The following is a 25,019-nucleotide window of genomic DNA, read 5'->3' as shown; positions in this document are numbered from 1 at the left end:
AATATTGTAACCTACAAATTGATTTTTTGAATCTCAGTCTTCTCCACTTTTAATGCTGACATTACTGCGTCTATACTGTTTTTATTTACTGAAGTAGCAAAACTAGCCGGTATAATTACAATTCTAAAAGTTTGGTCTTGTGTCCAACTTGAAGGTAAAGTAGTAAGACTAAAATTAGCCGAAAGAAAAATATTAACATTATATCTGGTGTAATCAAAATTGAAATCTAATTCTCCACCATCACTAAAATAATACGTTTGAGGCATTAGTTTCCAAATGTCTTCACCATTTACCGTATCATACAGGTGATACACTAAAACTACATCCGATGAATAAATTGGTGGATTAAAAGTAACCAATCTACTGTAGTTATTATTGGAATTAAATGAAGTTGTAACTTCAAACACTTCACTAATGGTATCATTATCCACAGTATCGGTTATTTCTGTTACTTCGCAACTTTGTAGTGTCATCATCCCGATGAAAACTAAAAATAAGGTAATTTTTTTCATTAGTTATAGCTTTATAATTTATATTGAAAAACTGTATCCATTAATTGTGCCAAAGTTTATTTTAAAAAATAATGCACTTTTTAAAAATGGAAAAAAAACTTAAATTATACCTAATAATGCTAGGCTCCACACCAAAGTAAAGTTTAAAAAAACAATATGATTTTTTTTTAGAATAGTAATTTTTTGAAAGATTTTATTCCACATAGGAAAGATTTTTGGCTAGAAGCCAAAGGAAAATTTCACATTGATGCTCTTAAATGCTGAACAACCCGTTTAAAGAAGAATATTGGTTGAAAATTACAAAATGCAAGACTCCCTTATAAGAGGGCAGATTGCATTTGGGCATTTTAAACTGAATAAAATAACTAATTGACAAAACATTAAATAAAAAAAGCATCTGCGAAAACAGATGCTTTTTAGTTAAAATTAGTTTTAAAACTATCTGGTAGAAATTACTTTTTTAATGCTACTACCACGATTAGTAGTCACTTTTACAACATACACTTGGTCTCTTCCTCTATTCAATTTAAGATCAAGCGTTACTTCTTTATTCAAAAAACCATTAGCATCGGCTTTAGAAAGCACTGAAATACCTTGTGAATCAAACACCTCGATTTTAACATCAGAAACGTAATCAAAATTGTATCTTACGGTGAGTTGGTCTTTGAAAGGAACAGGATAAGTAGTAAACCCTGCGGCTTCAGTTTTTGCTTCTATAGGCGCAACCACATCGGTAGTTTTAGCAGCTTGTTGTGCTGGAGCTGAACAATTAGTAGTATCATCTTCATCATTACAAGCGGCAGTTGCGCTACAACCAGCTTCAGTTTCAACTGCAACTGTTGGACTAGAACCGGCTGCGAGACCGCTAAATATAACTGGCTCCCCTTCTTTTGCTTCAATACCTGAATTTGGCACACCAACTAATGAATATGTGGCTCCAATAATTGGACTACATACCTCAATACTACCAGTTGCTGACCCACAAAGTGACGGCTGGGTTATTTTTAATTTTAGTTCTGGGTTAGCATTTACTGCCACAGTAGCTGTTTCTTGACAACCATTACTATCAGTATATGTGATGACAGAAGTACCAACTGACACTCCTGTTACTGTACCGTCACTATCAACAGTGGCTACACCAGGATTAGCAGATACCCATGGGTTAGAGGTCGCTCCAATACCTGATCCTGTTAATTGAGTAGTAGCGCCTACACATACACTAAGAACACCAGTAATTGTAGGTGTTACATTTACTGTAACCGTAACTTCACTTGTTGAAGCAACACAAGAAGGGGTCTGGTTACTGGTTACTGTCAATATAAAAGTTACCGAACCCACTCCATCTACATGCACTACTGGGGTAGCTGTAGTACCATCACTTTTTACAGAGCCAACAGCTGTACCTGTTGCTGATCCTGTCTTAACAGTCCATAGAGCAGTTCCGTTGGTAAAACTTCCACTTAAGCTGAAATCATTTCCTCCAACTTCTGGACACTGTGCCGATGGGGCAGTACCTGCTGACGCGGTTGTTGATAAATTAATAGAAACTGTCTGAGAGCAAACACTTGCCACTCCATTTCTAGTCACTGTTGAAGTAATTTCAAAACTCCCACCGGGTGTAAAATCAGTGCTAGATGGTACAACAGTTACTGATGAACTTGTTGTAGCTCCACTAAAAGTTGCTCCAGCAGTATTACTAGTAAAAGCCCATGAATAAGTTACTGGGCTGCCATTTGGATTAAGGATAGTCGAATTGAAAACTAAGTTCGCCACTTCTGGACAAGCTGTTAATGGTCCTGAAACTGAACATCGTGGAGGACTGACTACAGCCGCAGCTGCAAGCGATCTATCCTGATTACCACCATCACCATCAAGTGAAATAAGACGGGTATGATATGGTGAACCTGAAACCCCAGTAGCACCATTACCAATCCCCCAGTCATATTCAGCAGCAATATGACCAGCCCATGCCATCACTACTGTAGAATTAGTCGTGGTAAAGGTAATTTTCAATCTTGTTGATGATTGCGCATCGTTTAAATCTCCTTCGCTTACATAACTAATTGCAGTAATAGTTCCGTTATATATTGTCATTAATTTCTTTGTAGCTGCCAAAGCATTAAAACTGCTTGTAGGTATATCAGGAACAGGTGAATCTAGAGAGCTGGGAGCTGGAATTTCAAAAGTATTGGGTCCTGCTAAACCAGTTATCCCTGCAGTTGGATCTATTACTTCTTGTGAATGTCCGAAGGTTGCAATATGAGATCCCGTTGGATTATCTATATTGTCATAGTGTGTTATATAATCAAGTGCATTTTTTCCGGAATGTTTTATATCCCACTCAATTATCAGGTCATGAGATCCTGACACAAGATTATTCATGACTATACGATAAGGTATAGACCATCCTTCAGCGTAATGAGCTTGTGTGGCATTCGCATTTCCATTTACCCAGTTACCTGGAGTAACAGGAGATGACTTAGATCCATTTCTAATCTGGTCTATATTAGCTGTCTGTGGCTTCACAGCCTTAAATCCAGATTCGCTTCCAATAGCATCAAGTATAAAAGCCTGCGAAATGATATTTTGTTGTGTATATACATTGTATGACTGAGAAACTTTGTTTGTGTGAGCAGATGCATCTGTAAAGGCAATTGTACCGCGTAAACGAGAAGTTTGACTTGCAGACCTATTTTGTGCCAATAAAGTAATCCCTGTTGAACACAATAAAACCATTGTAAAAAAATACAGTGGTCTAATAGTTATTTTACCTAATCGATTTTGGTAATCTAGTGGAATTCTGATATTAATTTTTAAAAAATTTAATATAGAAACCATGTTTTCCGATAAAAAGCAAAATATGTTTTTGCTAGATAAAGCTCCGAAAAACTGCTGAAGTGTATTATTTTTCATGATATTGTAATTTTACTCCATAGTTGTTAAAAAATAGGAAAACAGTAGACTCGGGATAGAAACAATCATATAAAAACAAATCACCCTCACAAACTCATTTATAAAGTACGCCATCATCAAAAGAATACTTTATTTTGGGGTAATAAACTACCTTTTATTAACCAAATTGGGGCTTTAAAAGAAACTTAAAAACCTTAATTTCAAATTAATAAATAAGTTCAAAAAAAGAAAAAATAGAAAGCTTTCTATCTAAGCGATACAACTTTCTGAATAAAAAAACACCTTCAAAAAAATTGAAGAACTCCTTCATCAAAAGGATATTTTATTGCGGGGAACAATCCTAAAAATCCTTTTTTACCAGTAAACTATTTTGGAAAACAGCTCGAAAAAATGAATTATTTTTTTGCTATATCAAAGTTAATCAATGCATTAAAGCCCTATTAAAAAGCGAAAAGCAAATCTGATAAAGAGCAAATATATTCGATAAAAAACCTATTGATTCAGAAAAATAGTATGTTTTAAAACAAATTATTTTTTATTCAAAACACTATTAATCAATTAGTTATAAATAAAAAAACCTCGAAAGCAAAACTTTCGAGGTTTAATTTCATACTCTAATCCTTCTCAATATTTTATAGGATCAGATGATTATTCATAACCTATTTTGAAGAAATTATTTTTTTCACACTACTTCCTCTATTGGTTGTTACTTTTACAACATACACTTCTGATCTATCTACATAAGAATTAAGATTTAGTGTAACTTCTTTGTTCATGTAACTATTATTATCCATTTTTGAAAGTATTGAAACTCCTTGTGAATTAAGTACATCGATTTTCACATCAGATACATAATCAAAATTATATCTAATGGTAAGTTGATCTTTGAAAGGAACTGGATAGGCTTCAAAACCTGCTTTATCGCCCAAACCATCTCCTTCTTTTGTAGCAGGAGTTCCTCCTAATGGACATCCTGAATTATTAAGAATATCCAATTGAGTGGCTAATTTTCCAGGTGCATTTCCTCCTGATGAATAGGCTGCATTAACGGCATCTATTACCGATTGTGGACTATCAGAATATGGTGCAGGATAATCAACTTCATCGCTGCAAGCATTCAATAAAGCGGCTACTCCTTGACGAGCTAAATTAAAAATACCTCCACCACCTAAATTAAGCGCTTGCAATAAAGTTAAATTAGCAAGATTGGACGGTGCATTTACAAACACATCGCCGAACAACATTGTAGGAGTATAGCTTGAACACCATCTATCAGTATGGTTTTTCCAGTATCCTAATGTACAACCTTCAACGATACAAATTTGATTAGTAACGAGAACTAAATCAGAAGCAGTACATCCATTTATTGGATCTGTAACAGTTAATGTGTACGTTCCAGCTGCATTCACAGTTGGTGTAGCTGTATCTGCCCCAGAGACAATGTTACCACCATTACTGGCAACCCAAGAGTAGATTGCATTTTGAGTAGTTGAAGTTCCTGATAATAGTACAGTAGTTTCACCACATAATATCAGAACATCGTCACCTGCAACTGCATTTGGTAGTGCTATATTAACCGTTACAGTCACCTCATCACTATCACTACAACCAGAAGCGGTATGTGTTTTAGTAACGGTATACGTAGTAGTCACACTTGGATTAACGAATGGATTTGCAGCAGTCGAAGTAAATCCGGCTGGAGATGAAATCCAAGAATAAGTAAATCCAGCTTCTGCTACTTCTCCAATAGAACCGCCATCAGGATTTGATATACAGGTTTTAGTGAAATCAGGTCCTGCTACCGCAACTACTGTTGGTTGATTAACTGTTACAATAACCTCATCAGTATCGCTACAACCAGAAGCGGTATGCGTTTTAGTTACGGTATAAGTAGTAGTCACACTTGGATTAACGAATGGATTTGCAGCAGTCGAAGTAAATCCGGCTGGAGATGAAGTCCAAGAATAAGTAAATCCGGCTTCTGCAACTTCTCCAATAGAACCACCTGATATATTAATCAAGCAATTTTTAGTGAAATCAGATCCTGCATTAGCAACTACTGTTGGTTTATTCACCGTTACAGTCACTTCATCAGTATCGCTACAACCAGAAGCGGTATGCGTTTTAGTAACAGTATAAGTAGTAGTCACACTTGGATTAACTGTTGGATTTGCGGCAGTCGAAGTAAATCCGGCTGGAGATGAAGTCCAAGAATAAGTAAATCCGGCTTCAGCTGCTTCTCCAATAGAACCGCCATCAGGATTTGATATACAGGTTTTAGTAAAATCAGGTCCTGCTACCGCAACTACTGTTGGTTTATTCACCGTTACAGTAACCTCATCAGTATCGCTACAACCAGAAGCTGTGTGCGTTTTGGTAACGGTATACGTAGTAGTCACACTTGGATTAGCTGTTGGATTTGCAGCAGTCGAAGTAAATCCGGCTGGAGATGAAGTCCAGGAATAAGTAAATCCGGCTTCTGCCACTTCTCCAATAGAACCACCTGATATGTTAATCAAGCAATTTTTAGTAAAATCAGATCCTGCATTCGCAACTACTGTTGGTTTATTCACCGTTACAGTCACTTCATCAGTATCGCTACAACCAGAAGCGGTATGAGTTTTAGTAACAGTATAAGTAGTAGTCACACTTGGATTAACTGTTGGATTTGCAGCAGTCGAAGTAAATCCGGCTGGAGATGATGTCCAAGAATAAGTAAATCCAGCTTGAGCCGCTTCTCCAATAGAACCGCCATCAGGATTTGATATACAGGTTTTAGTGAAATCAGATCCTGCTACCGCAACTACTGTTGGTTGATTAACCGTTACAGTAACCTCATCGGTATCGCTGCAACCAGAAGCTGTCTGTGTTTTAGTAACGGTATACGTAGTAGTCACACTTGGATTAACTGTTGGATTTGCAGCAGTCGAAGTAAATCCGGCTGGAGATGATGTCCAAGAATAAGTAAATCCGGCTTCTGCAACTTCTCCAATAGAACCACCTGATATATTAATCAAGCAATTTTTAGTGAAATCAGATCCTGCATTTACCACTATCGTTGGTTTATTCACCGTTACAGTAACCTCATCGGTATCGCTACAACCAGAAGCGGTATGCGTTTTAGTTACGGTATACGTAGTAGTTACACTTGGATTAACTGTTGGATTTGCTGCAGTCGAAGTAAATCCGGCTGGAGATGAAATCCAAGAATAAGTAAATCCGGCTTGAGCCACTTCTCCAATAGAACCGCCATCAGGATTTGATATACAGGTTTTAGTAAAATCAGGTCCTGCTACCGCAACTACTGTTGGTTTATTAACCGTAACGGTAACCTCATCGGTATCGCTACAACCTGAAGCGGTATGCGTTTTAGTTACGGTATACGTAGTAGTCACACTTGGATTAACTGTTGGATTTGCAGCAGTCGAAGTAAATCCGGCTGGAGATGAAGTCCAAGAATAAGTAAATCCGGCTTCTGCAACTTCTCCAATAGAACCACCTGATATATTAATCAAGCAATTTTTAGTGAAATCAGATCCTGCATTAGCAACTACTGTTGGTTTATTAACTGTTACAGTAACCTCATCGGTATCGCTACAGCCAGAAGCGGTATGCGTTTTGGTAACAGTATACGTAGTAGTCACACTTGGATTAACAAATGGATTTGCAGCAGTCGAAGTAAATCCGGCTGGAGATGATGTCCAAGAATAAGTAAATCCAGCTTGAGCCGCTTCTCCAATAGAACCGCCATCAGGATTTGATATACAGGTTTTAGTGAAATCAGGTCCTGCTACCGCAACTACTGTTGGTTTATTCACCGTTACAGTCACATCATCAGTATCGCTACAACCAGAAGCGGTATGCGTTTTAGTAACAGTATAAGTAGTAGTCACACTTGGATTAACTGTTGGATTTGCAGCAGTCGAAGTAAATCCGGCTGGAGATGATGTCCAAGAATAAGTAAATCCAGCTTGAGCCGCTTCTCCAATAGAACCGCCATCAGGATTTGATATACAGGTTTTAGTGAAATCAGATCCTGCTACCGCAACTACTGTTGGTTGATTAACCGTTACAGTAACCTCATCGGTATCGCTGCAACCAGAAGCTGTCTGTGTTTTAGTAACGGTATACGTAGTAGTCACACTTGGATTAACAAATGGATTTGCAGCAGTCGAAGTAAATCCGGCTGGAGATGATGTCCAAGAATAAGTAAATCCGGCTTCTGCAACTTCTCCAATAGAACCACCTGATATATTAATCAAGCAATTTTTAGTGAAATCAGATCCTGCATTTACCACTATCGTTGGTTTATTCACCGTTACAGTAACCTCATCGGTATCGCTACAACCAGAAGCGGTATGCGTTTTAGTTACGGTATACGTAGTAGTTACACTTGGATTAACTGTTGGATTTGCGGCAGTCGAAGTAAATCCGGCTGGAGATGAAATCCAAGAATAAGTAAATCCGGCTTGAGCCACTTCTCCAATAGAACCGCCATCAGGGTTTAATGTACAGGTTTTAGTGAAATCAGATCCTGCTACCGCAACTACTGTTGGTTGATTAACTGTTACAGTAACCTCATCAGTATCGCTACAACCTGAAGCGGTATGCGTTTTGGTAACGGTATACGTAGTAGTCACACTTGGATTAACGAATGGATTTGCGGCAGTCGAAGTAAATCCGGCTGGAGATGAAGTCCAAGAATAAGTAAATCCAGCTTCTGCCACTTCTCCAATAGAACCACCTGATATATTAATCAAGCAATTTTTAGTAAAATCAGATCCTGCATTAGCAACTACTGTTGGTTTATTCACAGTTACAGTCACCTCATCAGTATCGCTACAACCAGAAGCGGTATGCGTTTTGGTAACGGTATACGTAGTAGTCACACTTGGATTAACTGTTGGATTTGCGGCAGTCGAAGTAAATCCGGCTGGAGATGAAGTCCAAGAATAAGTAAATCCAGCTTCTGCCACTTCTCCAATAGAACCGCCATCAGGATTCGATATACAGGTTTTAGTAAAATCAGGTCCTGCTACCGCAACTACTGTTGGTTTATTCACCGTTACAGTAACCTCATCAGTATCGCTACAACCAGAAGCGGTGTGCGTTTTGGTAACGGTATACGTAGTAGTCACACTTGGATTAACTGTTGGATTTGCAGCAGTCGAAGTAAATCCGGCTGGAGATGAAGTCCAAGAATAAGTAAATCCGGCTTCTGCAACTTCTCCAATAGAGCCACCTGATATGTTAATCAAGCAATTTTTAGTAAAATCAGATCCTGCATTCGCAACTACCGTTGGTTTATTCACCGTTACAGTCACTTCATCAGTATCGCTACAACCATTAGCCGTATTCGTTTTAGTAACGGTATACGTAGTAGTTACAATTGGATTAACTGTTGGATTTGCGGCAGTCGAAGTAAATCCGGCTGGAGATGAAGTCCAAGAATAAGTAAATCCGGCTTCAGCTGCTTCTCCAATAGAACCGCCATCAGGATTTGATATACAGTTTTTAGTAAAATCAGGTCCTGCTACCGCTATTGGCGGTGTATTATTTTTTTCTACAACTACTGTCGCTTGAGCAAAGCACCCTGTAAAACCTGGCGCATAGACTTTGACAGTATAGGTACCAGAGTCTGTTACCACTCTGTCAGGATCCAGTGGATTATCGCCTGGAATAAGTACATTAGAAGGATTATACCATTCTATAGTTGCTCCCGTTGGGGCTATGCCTGTAGCAGTAATAGTGGCATTGGTATTAATACAAGTAATCACTTGATTAACATTAGCAGCTACCGTTGGAGTTACTGTATCACCAAATGGGAATGGTCCTGCAAAATCTTTTTGCTCACTGGTAAAAGAATCAGACTGTCCACCTGCGGAACTACGGGTCTTAACCAATAAACTCCCCAATACATTGGCACATGGCCCAGAACCTTGTCCTTTTCTGTCCAAACCAAAAGCAGTAAGATTAATACCAATTTCTACATGTTGAAGGATTTGGTAGTGATCAAAAAATGCTGCGTTTGGACCTTCAATAGTTCCCCAAGGCGGACCTAAAGTAGTATCTTCAGCATTTACCCTTCCAAAAATATTTTCAACATCGGCTGGGTCATTGGAAACAATACGCCCATAACCAAAATTACCGCTTTGCTCCCCTTTTTCAAAAGTTCCGGGAACTACGCTAAATGGTCTTAAGGCCGCTGAATTATTATATGTATTAAAAACAGTTTCATCCATCCATACTCTGATTCTAACTTCAGGTTTAGATCCTCCTCCTTCATAATCAATCGAAACGATTATAGTTCCAGGAACATTAACACTTCCGTCAGCATTAAAAGTAAATGCGGTACGACCTCCATCGCTGCCTGTATTCCCAAAAACTAAATCTCCTGGAGAGTAGCTAACTAAGGTACGGAAGAATTCAAAATCAATATGCTTGCTACCATCAGTAGATCGCAATGTTGCAGCAGCATAAGCCCAAAGTACATCAAAAGGTCTGTCGTCTACAGGAAAACCTGGATTTGTAGAGGGATCATGCGGATTTGTTCCTCGTAAATGTGCCATTACATCGATGATATCATCTTTTTGAGGAATACTTCCAGCGCCTAGACTCCAAGTAATTGGATTATCAGCATTTTTATCTGCTGTACCGGCAAAAATACTCGAATCACTATTCCCTTGAGCAGAATTAGTATCCCTGCCATATACAGAATCTATCCATAAAAACCCATCAACAATAGGATATGGAAAACCTGGAGCAGGAGTCGTTACTGACTGCCCTTTTGTAAAGGAATAATTATTGTTAGCCAGAATAGAAGTCTTCAATGCAGCAGCACCAGTTACATCTATGACTCCTTTGCCACTGCCTGGGTAGGTAGTATTAAACCAGTCATCTGTACCAGCCTGATTGGGAAGACTCCCAAACTGCAACAGGTTGGCATAAGCATCAGCTTCAATACCAAAATTGGCTTTGACAGCAGCACCTCCAACAAGTTGACCATAAATAGGAGCTTGGCCAAACACTAAAAGCAGTAAAGTGGCATAAAAAAAGAGCTTTTTAGCAAACGCACTCGTCCAAAAAAAGCTCGAAAAACCTGCGTTGAAGCGCCAGGAAAAAGTGCAACAATAATCTTGTACACTTTTTATCGTAGAAAATATAAATTTTTTCATAATAATTTGGTTTTAAGACCATATTATTAATAAGAAAGCACATGTAGAAGTGGGGTTTTCGAAGAGTTGAAAAGGTCCTGTTCCATAGATAGAGTGTAGTTTAATACCATAAATTAGAAAAAAAAGGAAGTTACAGACTGAGGCTAAAAATTACTGAGCTACAAATCAACCTTCATAAACACATTTATGAAGTAATCCATCATTCAAAAGATTTTTATTGTGGGGAACAATAACTAAATTCTTTTATCTACCAGACAATTGCTTTACAAAGCAATCTTTAAACTTTAATCTAAAACAATCAGTATTGAAATTAATAACTGGTTCAAACAAAAGATTTTCAACTCAAAGGAAAAACTTGCAACAAACGAAATATCTTCAAAAAATAAATTTAGGAAGCACTCCATCTAAAAAAGTCCACTTTATTGTAAAGAGTAAAAATACATCTGATAACCAAATAGTTACGTTATAAAAAAAAACTTAAATAATTAACTTTTGTTGAATCAAAGTTAGCTATAACATCAAAAAAAGAAAAAGAAAGAGCGCTAAACAAGATAAAATTCTGTTATTCCCGACAAGAGACACTATTCGCTAAGAAAAGGTTTACAGCTGCAAAATATTAATACTTAAAAACCTGTTAACTTATTGACAATCAATTAATTAAGTAATATATTATTTAAATTTTGTTAATAAAAAAACAATGTTAAAAAACAGTAATATCCTTTAACATATGAATTAGTAGTATCAATTCTTTATCCATCATTTATTTAAAAAATTATTTCTCTTAAAATACTGAAAATGAATCCTTTTTTAAGGTTAAAAAAACCTCAGGAGGCTATAAAAACATTGCTTTTTATTCATGAAAACAATATAGCCATCTAAAAAACGTCAAAAAAAAGACCCTTCATTGCTGAAAGGTCTTTTGTGTTAAAAATTATAATTCAATTCTAATTTCTATTTCACGGCAACAGTGTTGTTTCTTAAAATTTTGCTAAAAAATAATACATGAGAAGGCAATGCATTTTCCCAATATTCCCAAGTGTGAGCTCCTGGACGTTCCGTATAATCATGAGAAACTTTATTATAAACGAGTCTTCGGTGTAATTCCCTGTTAGATTCTATCAAAAAATCATCTACTCCGCAATCTATAATCAATTCCAGTTTGTTACTTTTTATTTTATCAACCATATTTAAAACAGCATTTGAGGCATACACTTCCTGTGGTACTCCTTCAATTCCAAAAACAGGTTCCATTAATTTAGTCACTCTTTCCTTAGATTCTGGATTAATCATGCTCCCCATATCAACAGCTCCACTCATACTTCCTGCGGCACAAAATAGTTCCGGGTGTTTTGTCGAAAGATACAATGCCCCATGACCTCCCATAGAAAGTCCTGTAATTACACGTCCTTTTCTGTCATTTATTGTTCGATAGGTATTATCTACTTTCTGAATTACTTCTTTTGTGATATATGTTTCAAACTGACTTCCTTTATTAACAGGACTATCAAGATAAAAACTGAAAGTTTCCCCTTCCGGCATTACAATTATGATATTATACTGATCCGCTAAATTGTGCAATAAATTCTTATCCGGGGTTTTAGACAACCAATCATTAAAATGACCATAAGCACCGTGCAAAAGATAAAGAACAGGATAGTTAACCTTGCTTTTAGCATAAGAACTGGGCAATACTACCGCAGCTTTATAGGTTTTATTCATAGCTGAACTCGGGATTTGCAACGTATCGGCTTTTGCACCATAAGATGATGCAGTATGTCCAAGAAGGAAAAATAAAAATAGAATCTGAAGTTTTTTCATTTGATAGTTTTTTTGGTGATTGAAAAGTAAATATACACTTTTCCAGAAAAACTTGCTTTATCGTTTAAAAATCGAATACACTTTACAAAAACAATTGATTCATTTAGAACAGCTTAATTCAATATTGATGTGTTTTTGTAAAAACAATTCAATAAATAATTAACTCCACATTAAACAAAAACCTCTTACTTTTTTTATTCCGAAATTAAACAATATATACTTTTTTAACACAAATGAATTTATAAATTATTGAATTTTAACCATAATCGGCATTATGATGATAAAATAGCACCTAAATTAGAAAATATAGTTCTATTCCGTAAACGATTCTTATCCTAATTTTACAATAGAAATTTTAACTATTAATTTAAAAACTAGAATTATGAAAAACATTTTAAAATTGAGTTTATTGTTGATAGTAACAATGACTAGTATGAGTATGTATGCAATTGACGACAATTTTTTACTTAACGTAAAAAAAGGAAAAGGAAATGAAATTAGCTTTACTCTAAACCAAATTAAACAAGCTAATGTATCTATTTATGATGATCAGAATAATTTAATCTACACCGAAAAAGCAAAAGGTGAAAAAGGAATCTCAAAAACATATAATTTAGACGAATTTCCCGTGGGAACGTATTATTTGGTTGTCGAAAACAGCCTGAAAAAAGTAAAACACGAAATTATCATCTCGGAACAAAAAACATTTTTAACAACAAAAGCAATCTCGGAAGTTTATAAACCAACGATGAAAAATAGAAATTTGGCAACTATCAATTAGTGTCCTGCCGAATAGTATTAATAAAGGCTGTCTTTTGGGACAGCCTTTTCTTTTATTTTAAATATGAATTACATGTTACATATTTCTTCTATATTGCCCGCCTACTTCAAACAAAGCCGAAGTGATTTGTCCCAAAGAACAAACCTTCGTTGCTTCCATCAAATGTTCGAATAAGTTTTCGTTTTTAATGGCAGCTTCCTGAAGCGTATTTAAATGTGTATTCACTAAATCCTGATTGGATTGGTGTAAATGGTTCAACATATCAATTTGGTATTGTTTTTCTTCTTCCGTAGCACGAATTACTTCAGCTGGAATCACTGTTGGAGAACCTTTAGAACTCAAGAACGTATTCACTCCAATAATTGGAAATTCACCGGTATGTTTCAAAGTTTCATAATACAAACTTTCTTCTTGAATTTTACTTCTTTGGTACATCGTTTCCATAGCACCAAGCACTCCGCCACGTTCAGTAATTCGGTCGAATTCCTGTAAAACCGCAGCTTCTACTAAATCTGTCAATTCTTCGATAATGAAAGCTCCTTGAATTGGATTTTCATTTTTGGCCAGACCTAATTCTTTATTGATAATCAACTGAATCGCCATTGCACGACGTACAGATTCTTCTGTTGGCGTTGTAATTGCTTCGTCATACGCGTTAGTATGCAACGAATTACAGTTGTCATAAATGGCATACAAAGCTTGTAAAGTAGTACGAATATCATTGAAATCAATTTCCTGTGCGTGTAAAGAACGACCTGATGTCTGAATATGGTATTTCAACATTTGCGCACGTTCGTTGGCTCCGTATTTGTTTTTCATGGCTTTCGCCCAAATTTTACGTGCCACACGACCGATAACTGCATATTCAGGATCTACTCCATTCGAGAAAAAGAAAGATAAGTTTGGTCCAAAATCATTGATGTTCATGCCACGACTCAAATAATATTCTACGTAAGTAAAACCATTAGAAAGTGTGAAAGCCAATTGCGTGATAGGATTTGCTCCCGCTTCAGCAATGTGATAGCCTGAAATAGAAACCGAATAGAAGTTTCTAACATTCTTGGTAATGAAATATTCCTGTACGTCACCCATCAATCTCAATGCAAATTCAGTAGAAAAAATACACGTATTTTGTGCTTGGTCTTCTTTTAAAATATCAGCTTGAACCGTTCCACGAACTTGTGACAACGTTCTTGCTTTTATGTCGTTATACACTTCCAAAGGTAGAACCTCATCTCCGGTAACGCCCAAAAGCATTAACCCTAAACCGTTGTTTCCTTCGGGTAAATCACCTTGATAATGCGGTCTTTCTACTCCTTTTTTGGTATAGATTTGTTTAATTTTTTCGGCAACTTCACCTTCAATGCCATTCTCTTTAATGTAAAACTCACATTGCTGGTCAATCGCAGCATTCATAAAAAAGCCTAATAACATAGGCGCTGGTCCATTAATCGTCATACTCACCGAAGTCATCGCATGAACCAAATCAAAACCAGAATATAATTTTTTAGCATCATCCAAACAACAAATAGAAACTCCGGCATTACCGATTTTTCCATAAATATCAGGACGTACATGTGGATCGTTTCCGTATAAAGTTACACTGTCAAAAGCAGTTGACAACCGTTTTGCAGGCAAACCTGCACTCACATAATGAAAACGTTTGTTGGTTCTTTCTGGTCCGCCTTCTCCGGCAAACATACGGGAAGGATCTTCTCCTTCGCGTTTGAAAGGATACAATCCAGCGGTAAAAGGAAATTCTCCGGGAACATTTTCCTGCAAACACCAACGTAAAATATCTCCCCAAGCTTTGTACTTTGGTAACGCAATTTTCGGGATTTGAGAATGTGAAAGCGACTCGGTATGCGTAGCCATTTTAATTTCTCTGTCACGAACTTTGAACGTATAAACTGGATTTTTGTACTTGTTTACTTTTTCGCTCCAAGTCAAAATGATTTCCCAATTGTACGGATCCAAATCCATTTTTACTTTATCAAATTGATTCAGCAAAAGGTTCAAAAAGATTTTGTCTTCAGCAGCACCTAGTTTTTCAGATTCCAAAGGAGTTGGCAAAACCGAATCGTCATTAATTCCTGCTTTGTTTATTTCAGGTATTTTCTTAGCAACTGTTTCAATCGTTTTGAAAATTCCGTATAATTTCTGGGCAACTTGTTCCTGACTAACCGCAGTAACATCATATTTACGGTTACTTTCGGCAATTTCAGACAAATAACGCGTTCTGTGTGGCGGAATAACGAAAATCTTCTCACTCATTTCACGAGTGATTTGGAACGTTGATTTCAAATCAGAATTCGTTTTCTCATGGATTTTATCCATAATCGCTTTGTACAGCGTATTCATTCCTGGATCGTTAAACTGCGAGGCAATTGTCCCGAAAACTGGAAGTGTATCTAAATCCGCATCCCAAAGATTATGGTTGCGTTGGTATTGTTTTTTCACGTCTCTTAACGCATCTAGAGAACCGCGTTTGTCGAATTTGTTTATCGCTACCAAGTCGGCAAAATCAAGCATGTCGATTTTTTCCAATTGGGTTGCTGCACCAAATTCTGGTGTCATTACATATAAAGATACATCAGAGTGGTCCATGATTTCCGTATCAGATTGCCCGATTCCAGAAGTCTCCAAAATGATGATATCATAATTTGCCGCTTTAATCACTTGAATCGCATCGGCAACATATTTAGACAAAGCCAAATTCGATTGGCGTGTGGCCAATGAACGCATGTAAACTCTAGGACTATTGATAGCATTCATTCGGATTCTATCTCCAAGCAATGCACCGCCAGTTTTTCTTTTGGATGGATCTACAGATATTAACCCGATTGTTTTTTCCGGGAAATCGATTAGAAAACGACGCACCAATTCATCTACCAACGATGATTTTCCTGCCCCACCTGTTCCTGTAATCCCAAGAACCGGAATCGTGCAATTCTCATTCTTTTTTTGAATGGCTTCCAAAGTTTTGGCCGCAACATCAGGAAAATTCTCTGCTGATGAAATAATTCTGGCAATTGCTTTTGGATTTTTTTCTTCTAAATGATTGATTTCATCACTTAGTTGATCTCCAATAGCATAATCTGCACGTTGTACTAAATCATTTATCATTCCTTGTAAACCCAAAGCACGTCCGTCATCAGGAGAATAAATTCTCGTAATTCCGTACGCTTGTAACTCGGCAATTTCAGAAGGCAGAATTACACCTCCGCCACCGCCAAATATCTTGATTTGCCCTGCTCCTTTTTCTTGAAGCAAGTCATACATGTATTTGAAATATTCGTTATGCCCTCCTTGGTAGGAAGTTATTGCAATCGCATTGGCATCTTCTTGAATCGCTGTATTGACAACTTCTTCCACACTACGGTCATGGCCCAAATGGATTACCTCAACACCTGTAGACTGAATAATCCTACGCATGATGTTGATTGCGGCATCGTGACCGTCAAAAAGAGCTGCTGCGGTAACAATTCTTACTTTATTGTTAGGGATATATGGTTTTTGTTGTTCCATTTTATGAATATGATAATTTAAGCCTGCAATTTACGATTTTATTTTAAAAATTATTTGATGTTGTGGCTCGTTGTTAATAAATAACACAGAATTTTGTTATTTAGCCCCGATTGAAGCGGCATCTCCCGATTTAGAAAAACAAGGCTTTTATCAGCCGTAGTTTTTATTTATCGGGAATACAGCGGAAAGCGGGACAAATCCTGATTAATAAAACTAAAATTTGTGCTCCTAAAGAATAGTTGGCTTTGTTTTTGAATAAGTAGTATTTTTACAAAAGCCAAATGGCAAACAGACGAAGTAAACTAATACTCTAATTACGATGAAGAAAATTTTAATGGTTATGATGGCGGTTTCGCTTTCGAGTTGTGCCGAAATGCAACAGGTGATGAATCAATTTCCACAAACGCAAGGAATTGGCGGCGTTGATATTGCCGGTGGATTGAAGGAAGCATTGAACAATGGGATTTCGAAACAGGTAACAAAATTGACTGCTACCGATGGTTTTTACAGAAATGAAGCCGTGAAAATTTTATTGCCGGAAGAATTGAGAAAAGTAGATACTGGTTTGAGAAGAATTGGATTGAGTTCTTTGGCTGACGAAGGTTTGAAAGTATTGAATCGTGCTGCCGAAGACGCAGTGAAGGAAGCGACTCCAATATTTGTTGATGCCGTTAGAAACATGACTTTTATGGATGCCAAAACGATTTTGATGGGAAATGAAAGTTCGGCTACCACTTATTTGCAGAACAGTACTTCGACCGCTTTGTACGGAAAATTCAATCCTGTGATTAAAAATTCATTTACCAAAGTGGGCGCCGATAAAGTATGGGCCAACATTATTACCAAATACAACAGCATTCCTCTTGTAAATAAAGTGAATCCTGATTTGACTGATTATGTTACGAACCAAGCGTTGAATGGCGTTTTCAAAATGGTTGCTGTTGAAGAAAAAAACATCAGAACGAATTTGAGTTCCAGAACTTCTGTTTTATTGCAAAAGGTTTTTGCCTTGCAGGATAACAAATAGATTGAAATTTGGCTGTTTTTTTTCAAACATAAAACAGCCAAATCCAACTTTTTTATAAAAACAAATACGTTTAGTTTTGAAAAATACTATTCATTACTACCAACAAAGCTGAAAACAGAACCCTAATGCAGAAAATTACAATCCTAATCCATTGCGAAGATCAAAAAGCAATTATTGCTTCCGTTACGAATTATATTTCCTCTATTGATGGTAATATTATTTATTTAGATCAACATGTCGATGCCGATGAAAATGTATTTTTCATGCGTTTAGAATGTGAATTCAGTGCCAAAAATTGGAATATTGAAGCTATTAAAACTGATTTTCAAGCTAAGTTAGCAGCTCCTTTTAATATGTCGTGGGAAATGTATACCCAAAACGAAAAACCAAGAATGGCTTTGTTTGTTTCTAAATACGACCATTGTTTGTATGATATTTTAGGACGCTACAGCGCCGGCGAATTGCCTCTTGAAATTCCTTTGATTATAAGCAATCATGAGGATTTGAAAGCAGTGGCAGAGCGTTTTTCTATTCCGTTTCATTATGTTCCTTTCACAAAAGACATTAAAACCGAAGGTGAACAAAAACAGTTGGATTTACTAAAAGAATACAATATTGACTTCATTGTTTTGGCACGCTACATGCAAATTATCACACCTAATTTGATTGCGCAATACAAAAATCAAATTATCAATATTCATCATTCCTTCCTTCCGGCATTTCCAGGGGCAAAACCGTATCATTCTGCTTTTAAACGCGGTGTAAAAATCATTGGTGCCACGAGTCATTATGTTACCGAAGGATTAGATGAAGGTCCGATTATCGAGCAGGATATTGCCCGAGTTTCACACAGTCATTCTATAGAAGATTTTATTATGAAAGGGCGCGATCTGGAACGCATGGTTTTGGCCAGAGCCATAAAACTGCATGCCGAAAGAAAAACAATGGTTTATGACAATAAAACGGTGGTGTTTTTATAAATTCTCACCCCAACTCTCTCCAAAGAAAAGAGAATCAAACCCCATAGAATTAAAGGATATTGTCTATTATATATAAATGCTCGCTTATTGGTGAGCATTTTTTTTAACCTGAAATTTCAATTTCCCTCGTTTTTCCATTATTGTCAAATACTACTTTGGTCCAAAACGATTTTGCTTTTTGATGCGTTGGATACCAATCACGATTTTCTTCCACAAGAATAAAAAGTCCAGTATCTGTTCCTAAAACGATAAATTTTTCTAGTTTTGGTTGTTTTGAAAATACCGAAAGACCGTATTTATTAAACATTTCATCACTGAGCTTTGAAACATTTTTGGTCACAAAACCTATTTCGCTCACAGAAAGAATTGACAATCCATCAAATGGTTTTTCTGAAGTATTATCAAGGCTGAAACGGGCAATAAATTCTAAAATATTTCCATTATTGTCATAGAAATAAAAAGACTTTGCATTCCAGTTATAGAAATCGGCAATTTTTTCTGGTGGAACAACCTCCATAATTTCAGTTTTCTTTTCTATCCAAGCAAAGGCTTCCAACAATTTATTATTGGGTATATCAAAAGCAAAATGATATACCGGTTTTAAATTCTCAGAAGAACGGAAAGTTAGTTTTGTAGAACCAGCGGCAAATGATACACTCGAATTGGTTTTCGAAATAGTTTTCAATCCGATGACTTTAGTATAGAACAACTCCGTTTCAGTAATGCTATCCGTCAATAATTCGAGTTCGAGAATATTCATCGTGTTTAAATAAAGTAATTTATCTTTTTAACAAATACACCTCAACGCCCAGCAACTAAATCACTATGAGTTGCTAATGATTCTTTAAACCTGCTGAAATTCAATAGCCTCAGATGATGTCAAAATACTTAAAGAAGTGCTCTGGAAATAAAGTTAAAAAACTTAACTTATGTACAACAAAGTAATAACAAAATCTTAACAGCAAAACGCCTGCTTATGTGTGATCTTTGCAGAGTAATAAACTGGTTATTTATTATTTTGGTTTTGGTTAGTTAAAGAATTGCCTGCATTTGTAATGCAGGCATTTTTTTATTTAGCGGTATTTATAAAAGAAAGAACTGCATCATTGAAAGCATTAGGTTGCTCCACATTTACTACATGTCCACACTTTTCTATTACAAAGAGTTTTGACGATTTATAATGATTTTCTACCACTTTCCTAACCGATGGCAAAAACATATAATCCTCTTCGCCCATAACATAAAGCGTAGGAATATTCAATTCGACCTGGCGGAACCATTTCAGCACCGGATTTATTTCGGCAGTGAGTTTAAACCATTTGATGAATTCTTTTTGATATAATTTTTTAGCTTCATTGATAAAAAGAACACGAGATTGCTTGTGACTTTTTTTAGGCATGATGACAAAGGCAAAAAACTTGTATAAAACCAAATACGGCAATACATATTTAAACATATTTCCCAATCGCATTAATACTTGAGAACGGAAATTCATTTTCAGGATTGCGCCGCCAAGAATCATGCTTTGCACGCGTTCCGGATACATTTCAGCCAATTGTCTGATGAGTATGGTACCCAAAGAAATGCCAACGAAATGTGATTTTTTAATTTTAAGAAAATCTAAGACTTCCAGAATATCATTGGCCAAAGCCGAAAAAGTATATTTCTGTTTGAAAGCCGTCTTTAAAGTAGGTTTTGATTCCCCATGACCCCGCAAATCCAATAACAATACATTATACTGTTTTTTAAAATCACGTATTTGCTTAAACCAGATAGAAGAACTCCCACCGGCGCCATGAACAAAAGTTACCCACTGATCGGTGTTTTTATTTTCGTAAATGGTATAATTAATCACTTGGTTTTTTTTGTAAAAATAGGACTTTAATTTTAAATCCCAATCTTAACAAAAAATAATGCTGGTTTTATAATTGTATACCGTAAATTTGCAAAAAATTTACACCCATGAAAGGATTATTGAAAGAGAAAAGTGAAATAGAAAAGCTTAAAAGAGAATACCAAATGCTCTCAGAACTAAATTTCAACTTCGACAAGACCACTGTTAAGTCTACCGTAACAACAGAAGAATTAATTTTAGAGGAATGCGAATCATAATTTTTGATGCATTTTTTTAAAATAGTCAAACGCTTTTAGCAGCCTGCTTCCATACCAAGAAAACATTTCGCCATCAACAAATACCGTTTTTGCATGATGCGTGTACCTTCCTATTTCGAATGCATCTTCTTCTTTGAAAGGATACGGCTCTGAAGACAGAAAAACCAAATCCGGATCTCCTTCCAATCGCATTTTTTTGAGTTCGATTTCCGGATAACGTGATTTGTTATCATAAATATTCTGAAAGTGGTTCAGTTTCAGTAATTCATTGATAAAATTATCCGAACCAGCGACCATAAACGGGTTTTTCCAAATGAAATACGCTGCTTTTTTAACCGGTTTATCTTTGATGAAGTTTTTAAAATCGCTCAAGGCAAAAGCCAATTTGTCGTTCCATTTCTGGGCTTCGGTTCTGCAATTGAAGAGCTGACCAAAGTCGGTAATCATTTGAAAATTGTCTTCAATCGTGATGATATTTGTCACCCAAACCGGACAAATTTTACGCAATTCTGCTACGATTTCCTGTGTGTTTTCTTCTTTATTACAAATGATGATATCCGGCTCCAACAACCTGATTTTCTCATAATGTACTTTCTTGGTTCCTCCAACTATTTTCTTAACAGACTTAAAATGATACGGATGCACACAGAATTTGGTAATACCAACAATTCGGTTTTCCAAGCCCAAATCATACAGTAATTCCGTTTGAGAAGGAACCAGTGAAATAATGCGCTTGGGGGACGTTTCAAAAGAATGGGAAATTCCTATTTGATCGATTAGATTTTTTTGTTTCAAGTTTAAAGTTTAAAGTTCATAGTATTAAAACATAAATTGGCAGCTTCTTAACCATTAAGAAATTAAGAAAATTAAGCTTTAAAAGTATTTCTTAACGGTTGTGAGAAACAAGCTTTAAAGTATTTCTTAATGAAACTTAATTTCTTAATGGTTTAAAAAAAGTCCCAGTTTAAAATTCTTTCACTTTAAGTCTTAAACCTTTTCAAACTTCAAACTAATAATTGCTGCCATTTCCTGTTGCATTTTCAACGCTTCTTCTCTTGCTTTTTCAACAAAATCAGTTCCGTTTGACGCATAAATAATCGCTCTGGAAGAATTAATAAGCAACCCAACATTCGCATTCATACCGTATTTACAAACTTCAGATAAACTTCCTCCTTGTGCTCCCACTCCAGGAACCAGCAAGAAACTGTCAGGGACAATTTTACGAATTTCAGTAAAATATTCGGCTTTGGTAGCACCTACAACATACATCAGGTTTTCACTGTTTTTCCACGTTTTAGACGTTTCTAATACTTGCTTATACAGTTCTTTAGCTCCGCTCCGTTCGGCTCCGCCTCGGGTTCCTTCCACATTTAAAGTCTGAAAATCGAACGCACCTTCATTGGAAGTCAAAGCCAGCATAATCGTATGTTTATTTTCGAAAGCAAGAAAAGGCTCCACCGAATCTTTCCCCATATAAGGAGCAACGGTAACGCTGTCAAAGTTTAAATCTTCAAAAAAAGCTTTGGCATACATCGAAGACGTATTTCCAATATCACCACGTTTTGCATCTGCAATCGTGAAAATATCCGGATAAGTTGAGTTGATGTAATGAATTGTTTTTTGCAACGACATCCAACCTTTTATTCCGTAAGCTTCATAAAAAGCGGTATTGGGCTTATACGCCACCGCTAAATCATGGGTTGCATCGATTATGGCTTTATTGAATTCGAAAATAGGATCTTCCAGTGCTAATAAATGTTGTGGAATTTTATTCAAATCAACATCTAATCCTACTGCTAGGAATGATTTCTTGATTCTGATTTGGTCAATAAGTTGTTGTGTAGTCATTGTTTAAATTGTGTGCTGCAAATTTATGAAAAAAACCGCAAAAGGATTGGCCGTTTTATAACTTAAAAATTCAATGAATACACTCTATTTTAAGGCTGTTCCTTTTTTTAAAATTGTTAGTATAATAGATTGTCAGGACTGCACTAAAACTATATTTTTATTTTAAAAGAAATTGATTTTCAAACCAATAAGAGTTAATTATATAAGAAAAATAAAAATTTATATAACAAATGAAATCCATAGCAACCTCATCTTTGCAGTGTTAATCTAACATTGTAAAAACAAAAAACATGAAAAACTTTATCTTATCAGCATCTTTATTTGCAACAACAATATTGTTTGCAAACACCACAGAAAAAATTGATCAAACTACAATTTCAAAAAAACAAAAAGTTGAAATTAGCAAAACAACAGATAAAACAGTCTATTTCTGGGAAGTAAACACGCCAACAGGTTATGCAAGTGGTTATACGCTTTCGGAAGCCAAAGCATTAAAAACAATAAAATTGATGGCTACAAACGACATCGTAACGTATAGAATCGTTGAAGCCTATAAATAGTTTTTAAAACTAAATATAGGCTTCAATAGCTTATTTTTATAAAAATTATTTCCCTTTTGAGGTCCCGAAGAACACAAAAAAAAGTGAAACGAATTTCACTTTTTTTTTATTTAGAATACCTCGCTGGCTTCTTTCAATTTTTCCATGTTGTTGACTAACGCTAGCTCGTCAACAATTTTCTGAATGTCACCATTCATGATATTTCCTAAATCGTACAAAGTCAATCCTACACGGTGATCCGTTACACGACCTTGTGCGTAATTGTAGGTACGAATTTTGGCAGAACGGTCACCAGAACTTACTTGAGACGTACGTTTTGTAGCATCTTCGGCTTGTTTTTTGGCTAATTCCTGTTCGTATAAACGGGAACGCAATACACCAAAAGCCTTATCTTTATTTTTATGTTGTGATTTTTGATCCTGACATTGCGCCACTAATCCTGTTGGAATGTGCGTCAAACGAACGGCTGATTTGGTTGTATTTACTGATTGTCCACCAGGTCCTGACGAACAGAAGAAATCCACACGCACATCATTCATATCAATTTGTACATCAAATTCCTCTGCTTCCGGCAATACCATAACAGTCGCTGCTGATGTGTGAACACGTCCTTGCGTTTCTGTTTGCGGTACACGTTGCACACGGTGAACACCCGCTTCAAACTTCAAAGTTCCATAAACATCTTCACCGGTAACTTCAAAAATCACCTCTTTAAATCCACCCGAAGTTCCTTCATTCATATCCACCACAGATGTTCTCCAACCTCTGTTTTCACAATATTTTGTGTACATACGGAATAAATCCCCTGCAAAAATACTCGCTTCATCCCCACCCGTTCCGGCACGAATCTCCACCATGACATTTTTGGCATCTTCGGGATCTTTAGGAATCAACATAAATTTGATTTCATCCTCCAGTTCCGGTAATCTTTCCTTTGCTTCTTCCAGTTGCATTTTGGCCATTTCGGTCATATCTGCATCACTGTTATCGGCTATAATTTCGTTTGCTTCTTCAATATTTGCCATAATCAGCACGTATTCATCGCGCTTTTCGGCCAAAGCTTTTAAACTTTTGTACTCTTGATTCAATTGCACATAACGCTTCTGATCAGAGATAACATCCGGCTGAATGATTAAATCCGATATCTCATCGAAACGTTGTTTTACTATTTGAAGTCTATCTAACATTTTCTTATTCCTTTTATTGGAGTGCAAAAATACGAAAAAACTATTCAGTTTGCAAGGCTCGTTTTTGACGTATTACTTATCAATTGAAAACTTAAGGAACGCTAAGTCATCAGTAAAACAAATGGTACATGAGTAGAAATTTTAAACGTTAAACTTTTAAACAATTAAACTCTTTTTCAGGAGCTGTTTCCTGCTATTCGCTGTATTCCCGATAATAAAAACTATGGCTAAAAAGCCTTGTTTTTTTAAATCGGGAGATGCCGCTGCAAACGAAGTTCACTGAACTCCAATTAAAATAAAAGTAAAGTGAAGTAATCAGGGCTAGGCGTTTGTGCTAAAAAAAGCGTTTTACGGTTTCCCGTAAAGCTATTGATTCAAAAGAAGTTAGTTTTGAACACCAAAGATAACTTAATATGTTTTTGTCCGTATTTTCGGTATTAAGTTATATATTTGAAAATAACTAAACTCTGCCGTTTATCAGGCAAAGCGACCCAAAATTAGATGGCTTTGTATGATTTTGTCATACATATAGACAAGTTACCCTGCAATAGTATAAAGAATCGTAAAAACATCAACAA

The 25,019-nt window shown here is 36.1% G+C and carries 14 protein-coding genes; 4 read left to right on the top strand and 10 right to left on the bottom strand.

Features of this window, described 5'->3' with window-relative positions; all coding sequences use genetic code 11:
• Positions 1-11: 11 nt before the first annotated feature.
• The 4 genes from CLV00_RS08390 to CLV00_RS08375 form a co-directional block, all read right to left on the bottom strand.
• Positions 12-512 (bottom strand): hypothetical protein, encoded by a 501-nt coding sequence (locus CLV00_RS08390; RefSeq protein WP_099714686.1) that lies wholly within the window; start codon positions 510-512, stop codon positions 12-14.
• Between the two features lie 438 nt (positions 513-950).
• Positions 951-3,425, bottom strand: a complete 2,475-nt coding sequence (locus CLV00_RS08385) for a T9SS type A sorting domain-containing protein (RefSeq protein ID WP_099714685.1) — start codon at positions 3,423-3,425, stop codon at positions 951-953.
• Positions 3,426-4,084: 659 nt separating this feature from the next.
• The gene (locus tag CLV00_RS08380) at positions 4,085-10,600 is read right to left on the bottom strand and encodes a T9SS type A sorting domain-containing protein (protein ID WP_099714684.1); all 6,516 of its coding nucleotides are present in this window, start codon (positions 10,598-10,600) and stop codon (positions 4,085-4,087) included.
• Positions 10,601-11,551: 951 nt separating this feature from the next.
• Entirely contained in the window at positions 11,552-12,418 is an 867-nt protein-coding gene (locus CLV00_RS08375; RefSeq protein ID WP_099714683.1) for an alpha/beta hydrolase family protein, read from the bottom strand.
• Between the two features lie 382 nt (positions 12,419-12,800).
• Between CLV00_RS08375 and CLV00_RS08370 the strand changes: the two genes are divergently transcribed.
• The gene (locus CLV00_RS08370; protein WP_099714682.1) at positions 12,801-13,199 is read left to right on the top strand and encodes a FimB/Mfa2 family fimbrial subunit; all 399 of its coding nucleotides are present in this window, start codon (positions 12,801-12,803) and stop codon (positions 13,197-13,199) included.
• Positions 13,200-13,274: 75 nt separating this feature from the next.
• Here the strand turns inward: CLV00_RS08370 and CLV00_RS08365 are convergent, their stop codons facing one another.
• A complete protein-coding gene (locus CLV00_RS08365; RefSeq protein ID WP_099714681.1) occupies positions 13,275-16,727 on the bottom strand; it encodes a methylmalonyl-CoA mutase family protein in 3,453 nt (1,150 codons plus the stop codon).
• Between the two features lie 319 nt (positions 16,728-17,046).
• Here CLV00_RS08365 and CLV00_RS08360 point away from each other — a divergent pair, with 319 nt between their 5' ends.
• Positions 17,047-17,754, top strand: coding sequence for a DUF4197 domain-containing protein (locus CLV00_RS08360; RefSeq protein ID WP_099714680.1), 708 nt, complete (start codon positions 17,047-17,049; stop codon positions 17,752-17,754).
• 125 nt (positions 17,755-17,879) lie between these two features.
• Positions 17,880-18,734, top strand: a complete 855-nt coding sequence (gene purU, locus CLV00_RS08355; RefSeq protein WP_099714679.1) for a formyltetrahydrofolate deformylase — start codon at positions 17,880-17,882, stop codon at positions 18,732-18,734.
• Between the two features lie 103 nt (positions 18,735-18,837).
• Here purU and CLV00_RS08350 read toward each other — a convergent pair whose 3' ends face one another.
• The 4 genes from CLV00_RS08350 to pyrF all read right to left on the bottom strand — a co-directional run bounded on the left by CLV00_RS08350 (position 18,838) and on the right by pyrF (position 22,694).
• On the bottom strand, positions 18,838-19,494 hold the full coding sequence (locus tag CLV00_RS08350; RefSeq protein WP_099714678.1) for a VOC family protein: 657 nt from the start codon (positions 19,492-19,494) through the stop codon (positions 18,838-18,840).
• A gap of 309 nt (positions 19,495-19,803) precedes the next feature.
• Positions 19,804-20,589, bottom strand: a complete 786-nt coding sequence (locus CLV00_RS08345; RefSeq protein WP_099714677.1) for an alpha/beta fold hydrolase — start codon at positions 20,587-20,589, stop codon at positions 19,804-19,806.
• 251 nt (positions 20,590-20,840) lie between these two features.
• Positions 20,841-21,641 carry an ABC transporter substrate-binding protein gene (locus tag CLV00_RS08340; RefSeq protein ID WP_199074773.1) on the bottom strand — a complete coding sequence of 267 codons (801 nt, stop codon included), beginning with the start codon at positions 21,639-21,641 and terminating at the stop codon, positions 20,841-20,843.
• 192 nt (positions 21,642-21,833) lie between these two features.
• Entirely contained in the window at positions 21,834-22,694 is an 861-nt protein-coding gene (gene pyrF / locus CLV00_RS08335; protein WP_099714676.1) for an orotidine-5'-phosphate decarboxylase, read from the bottom strand.
• Between the two features lie 290 nt (positions 22,695-22,984).
• On the opposite strand from pyrF, the gene CLV00_RS08330 reads away from it, so the two are divergent.
• Positions 22,985-23,254, top strand: a complete 270-nt coding sequence (locus CLV00_RS08330; RefSeq protein ID WP_099714675.1) for a hypothetical protein — start codon at positions 22,985-22,987, stop codon at positions 23,252-23,254.
• Between the two features lie 110 nt (positions 23,255-23,364).
• On the opposite strand, the gene prfA is transcribed toward CLV00_RS08330, so the two are convergent.
• Complete coding sequence (prfA, locus tag CLV00_RS08325; RefSeq protein WP_099714674.1) at positions 23,365-24,441, bottom strand: peptide chain release factor 1; 1,077 nt, start codon at positions 24,439-24,441, stop codon at positions 23,365-23,367.
• Positions 24,442-25,019 lie beyond the last annotated feature (578 nt).

This window comes from Flavobacterium sp. 11 (genome assembly GCF_002754315.1).
Lineage (GTDB): Bacteria > Bacteroidota > Bacteroidia > Flavobacteriales > Flavobacteriaceae > Flavobacterium > Flavobacterium algoritolerans.
The sequence above is the reverse complement of the archived record's forward strand: the minus strand, read 5'-3'. Positions and strand labels throughout refer to the sequence as shown.

Bases quoted from the DNA above. Each gene is read 5' to 3' on its own strand.
- purU (WP_099714679.1), top strand. From the start codon at position 17,880: ATGCAGAAAATTACAATCCTAATCCATTGCGAAGATCAAAAAGCAATT.
- CLV00_RS08390 (WP_099714686.1), bottom strand. From the start codon at position 512: ATGAAAAAAATTACCTTATTTTTAGTTTTCATCGGGATGATGACACTA.
- CLV00_RS08370 (WP_099714682.1), top strand. From the start codon at position 12,801: ATGAAAAACATTTTAAAATTGAGTTTATTGTTGATAGTAACAATGACT.
- CLV00_RS08385 (WP_099714685.1), bottom strand. From the start codon at position 3,425: ATGAAAAATAATACACTTCAGCAGTTTTTCGGAGCTTTATCTAGCAAA.
- CLV00_RS08360 (WP_099714680.1), top strand. From the start codon at position 17,047: ATGAAGAAAATTTTAATGGTTATGATGGCGGTTTCGCTTTCGAGTTGT.
- CLV00_RS08380 (WP_099714684.1), bottom strand. From the start codon at position 10,600: ATGAAAAAATTTATATTTTCTACGATAAAAAGTGTACAAGATTATTGT.
- CLV00_RS08350 (WP_099714678.1), bottom strand. From the start codon at position 19,494: ATGAATATTCTCGAACTCGAATTATTGACGGATAGCATTACTGAAACG.
- CLV00_RS08330 (WP_099714675.1), top strand. From the start codon at position 22,985: ATGAAAAACTTTATCTTATCAGCATCTTTATTTGCAACAACAATATTG.
- pyrF (WP_099714676.1), bottom strand. From the start codon at position 22,694: ATGACTACACAACAACTTATTGACCAAATCAGAATCAAGAAATCATTC.
- prfA (WP_099714674.1), bottom strand. From the start codon at position 24,441: ATGTTAGATAGACTTCAAATAGTAAAACAACGTTTCGATGAGATATCG.
- CLV00_RS08365 (WP_099714681.1), bottom strand. From the start codon at position 16,727: ATGGAACAACAAAAACCATATATCCCTAACAATAAAGTAAGAATTGTT.
- CLV00_RS08375 (WP_099714683.1), bottom strand. From the start codon at position 12,418: ATGAAAAAACTTCAGATTCTATTTTTATTTTTCCTTCTTGGACATACT.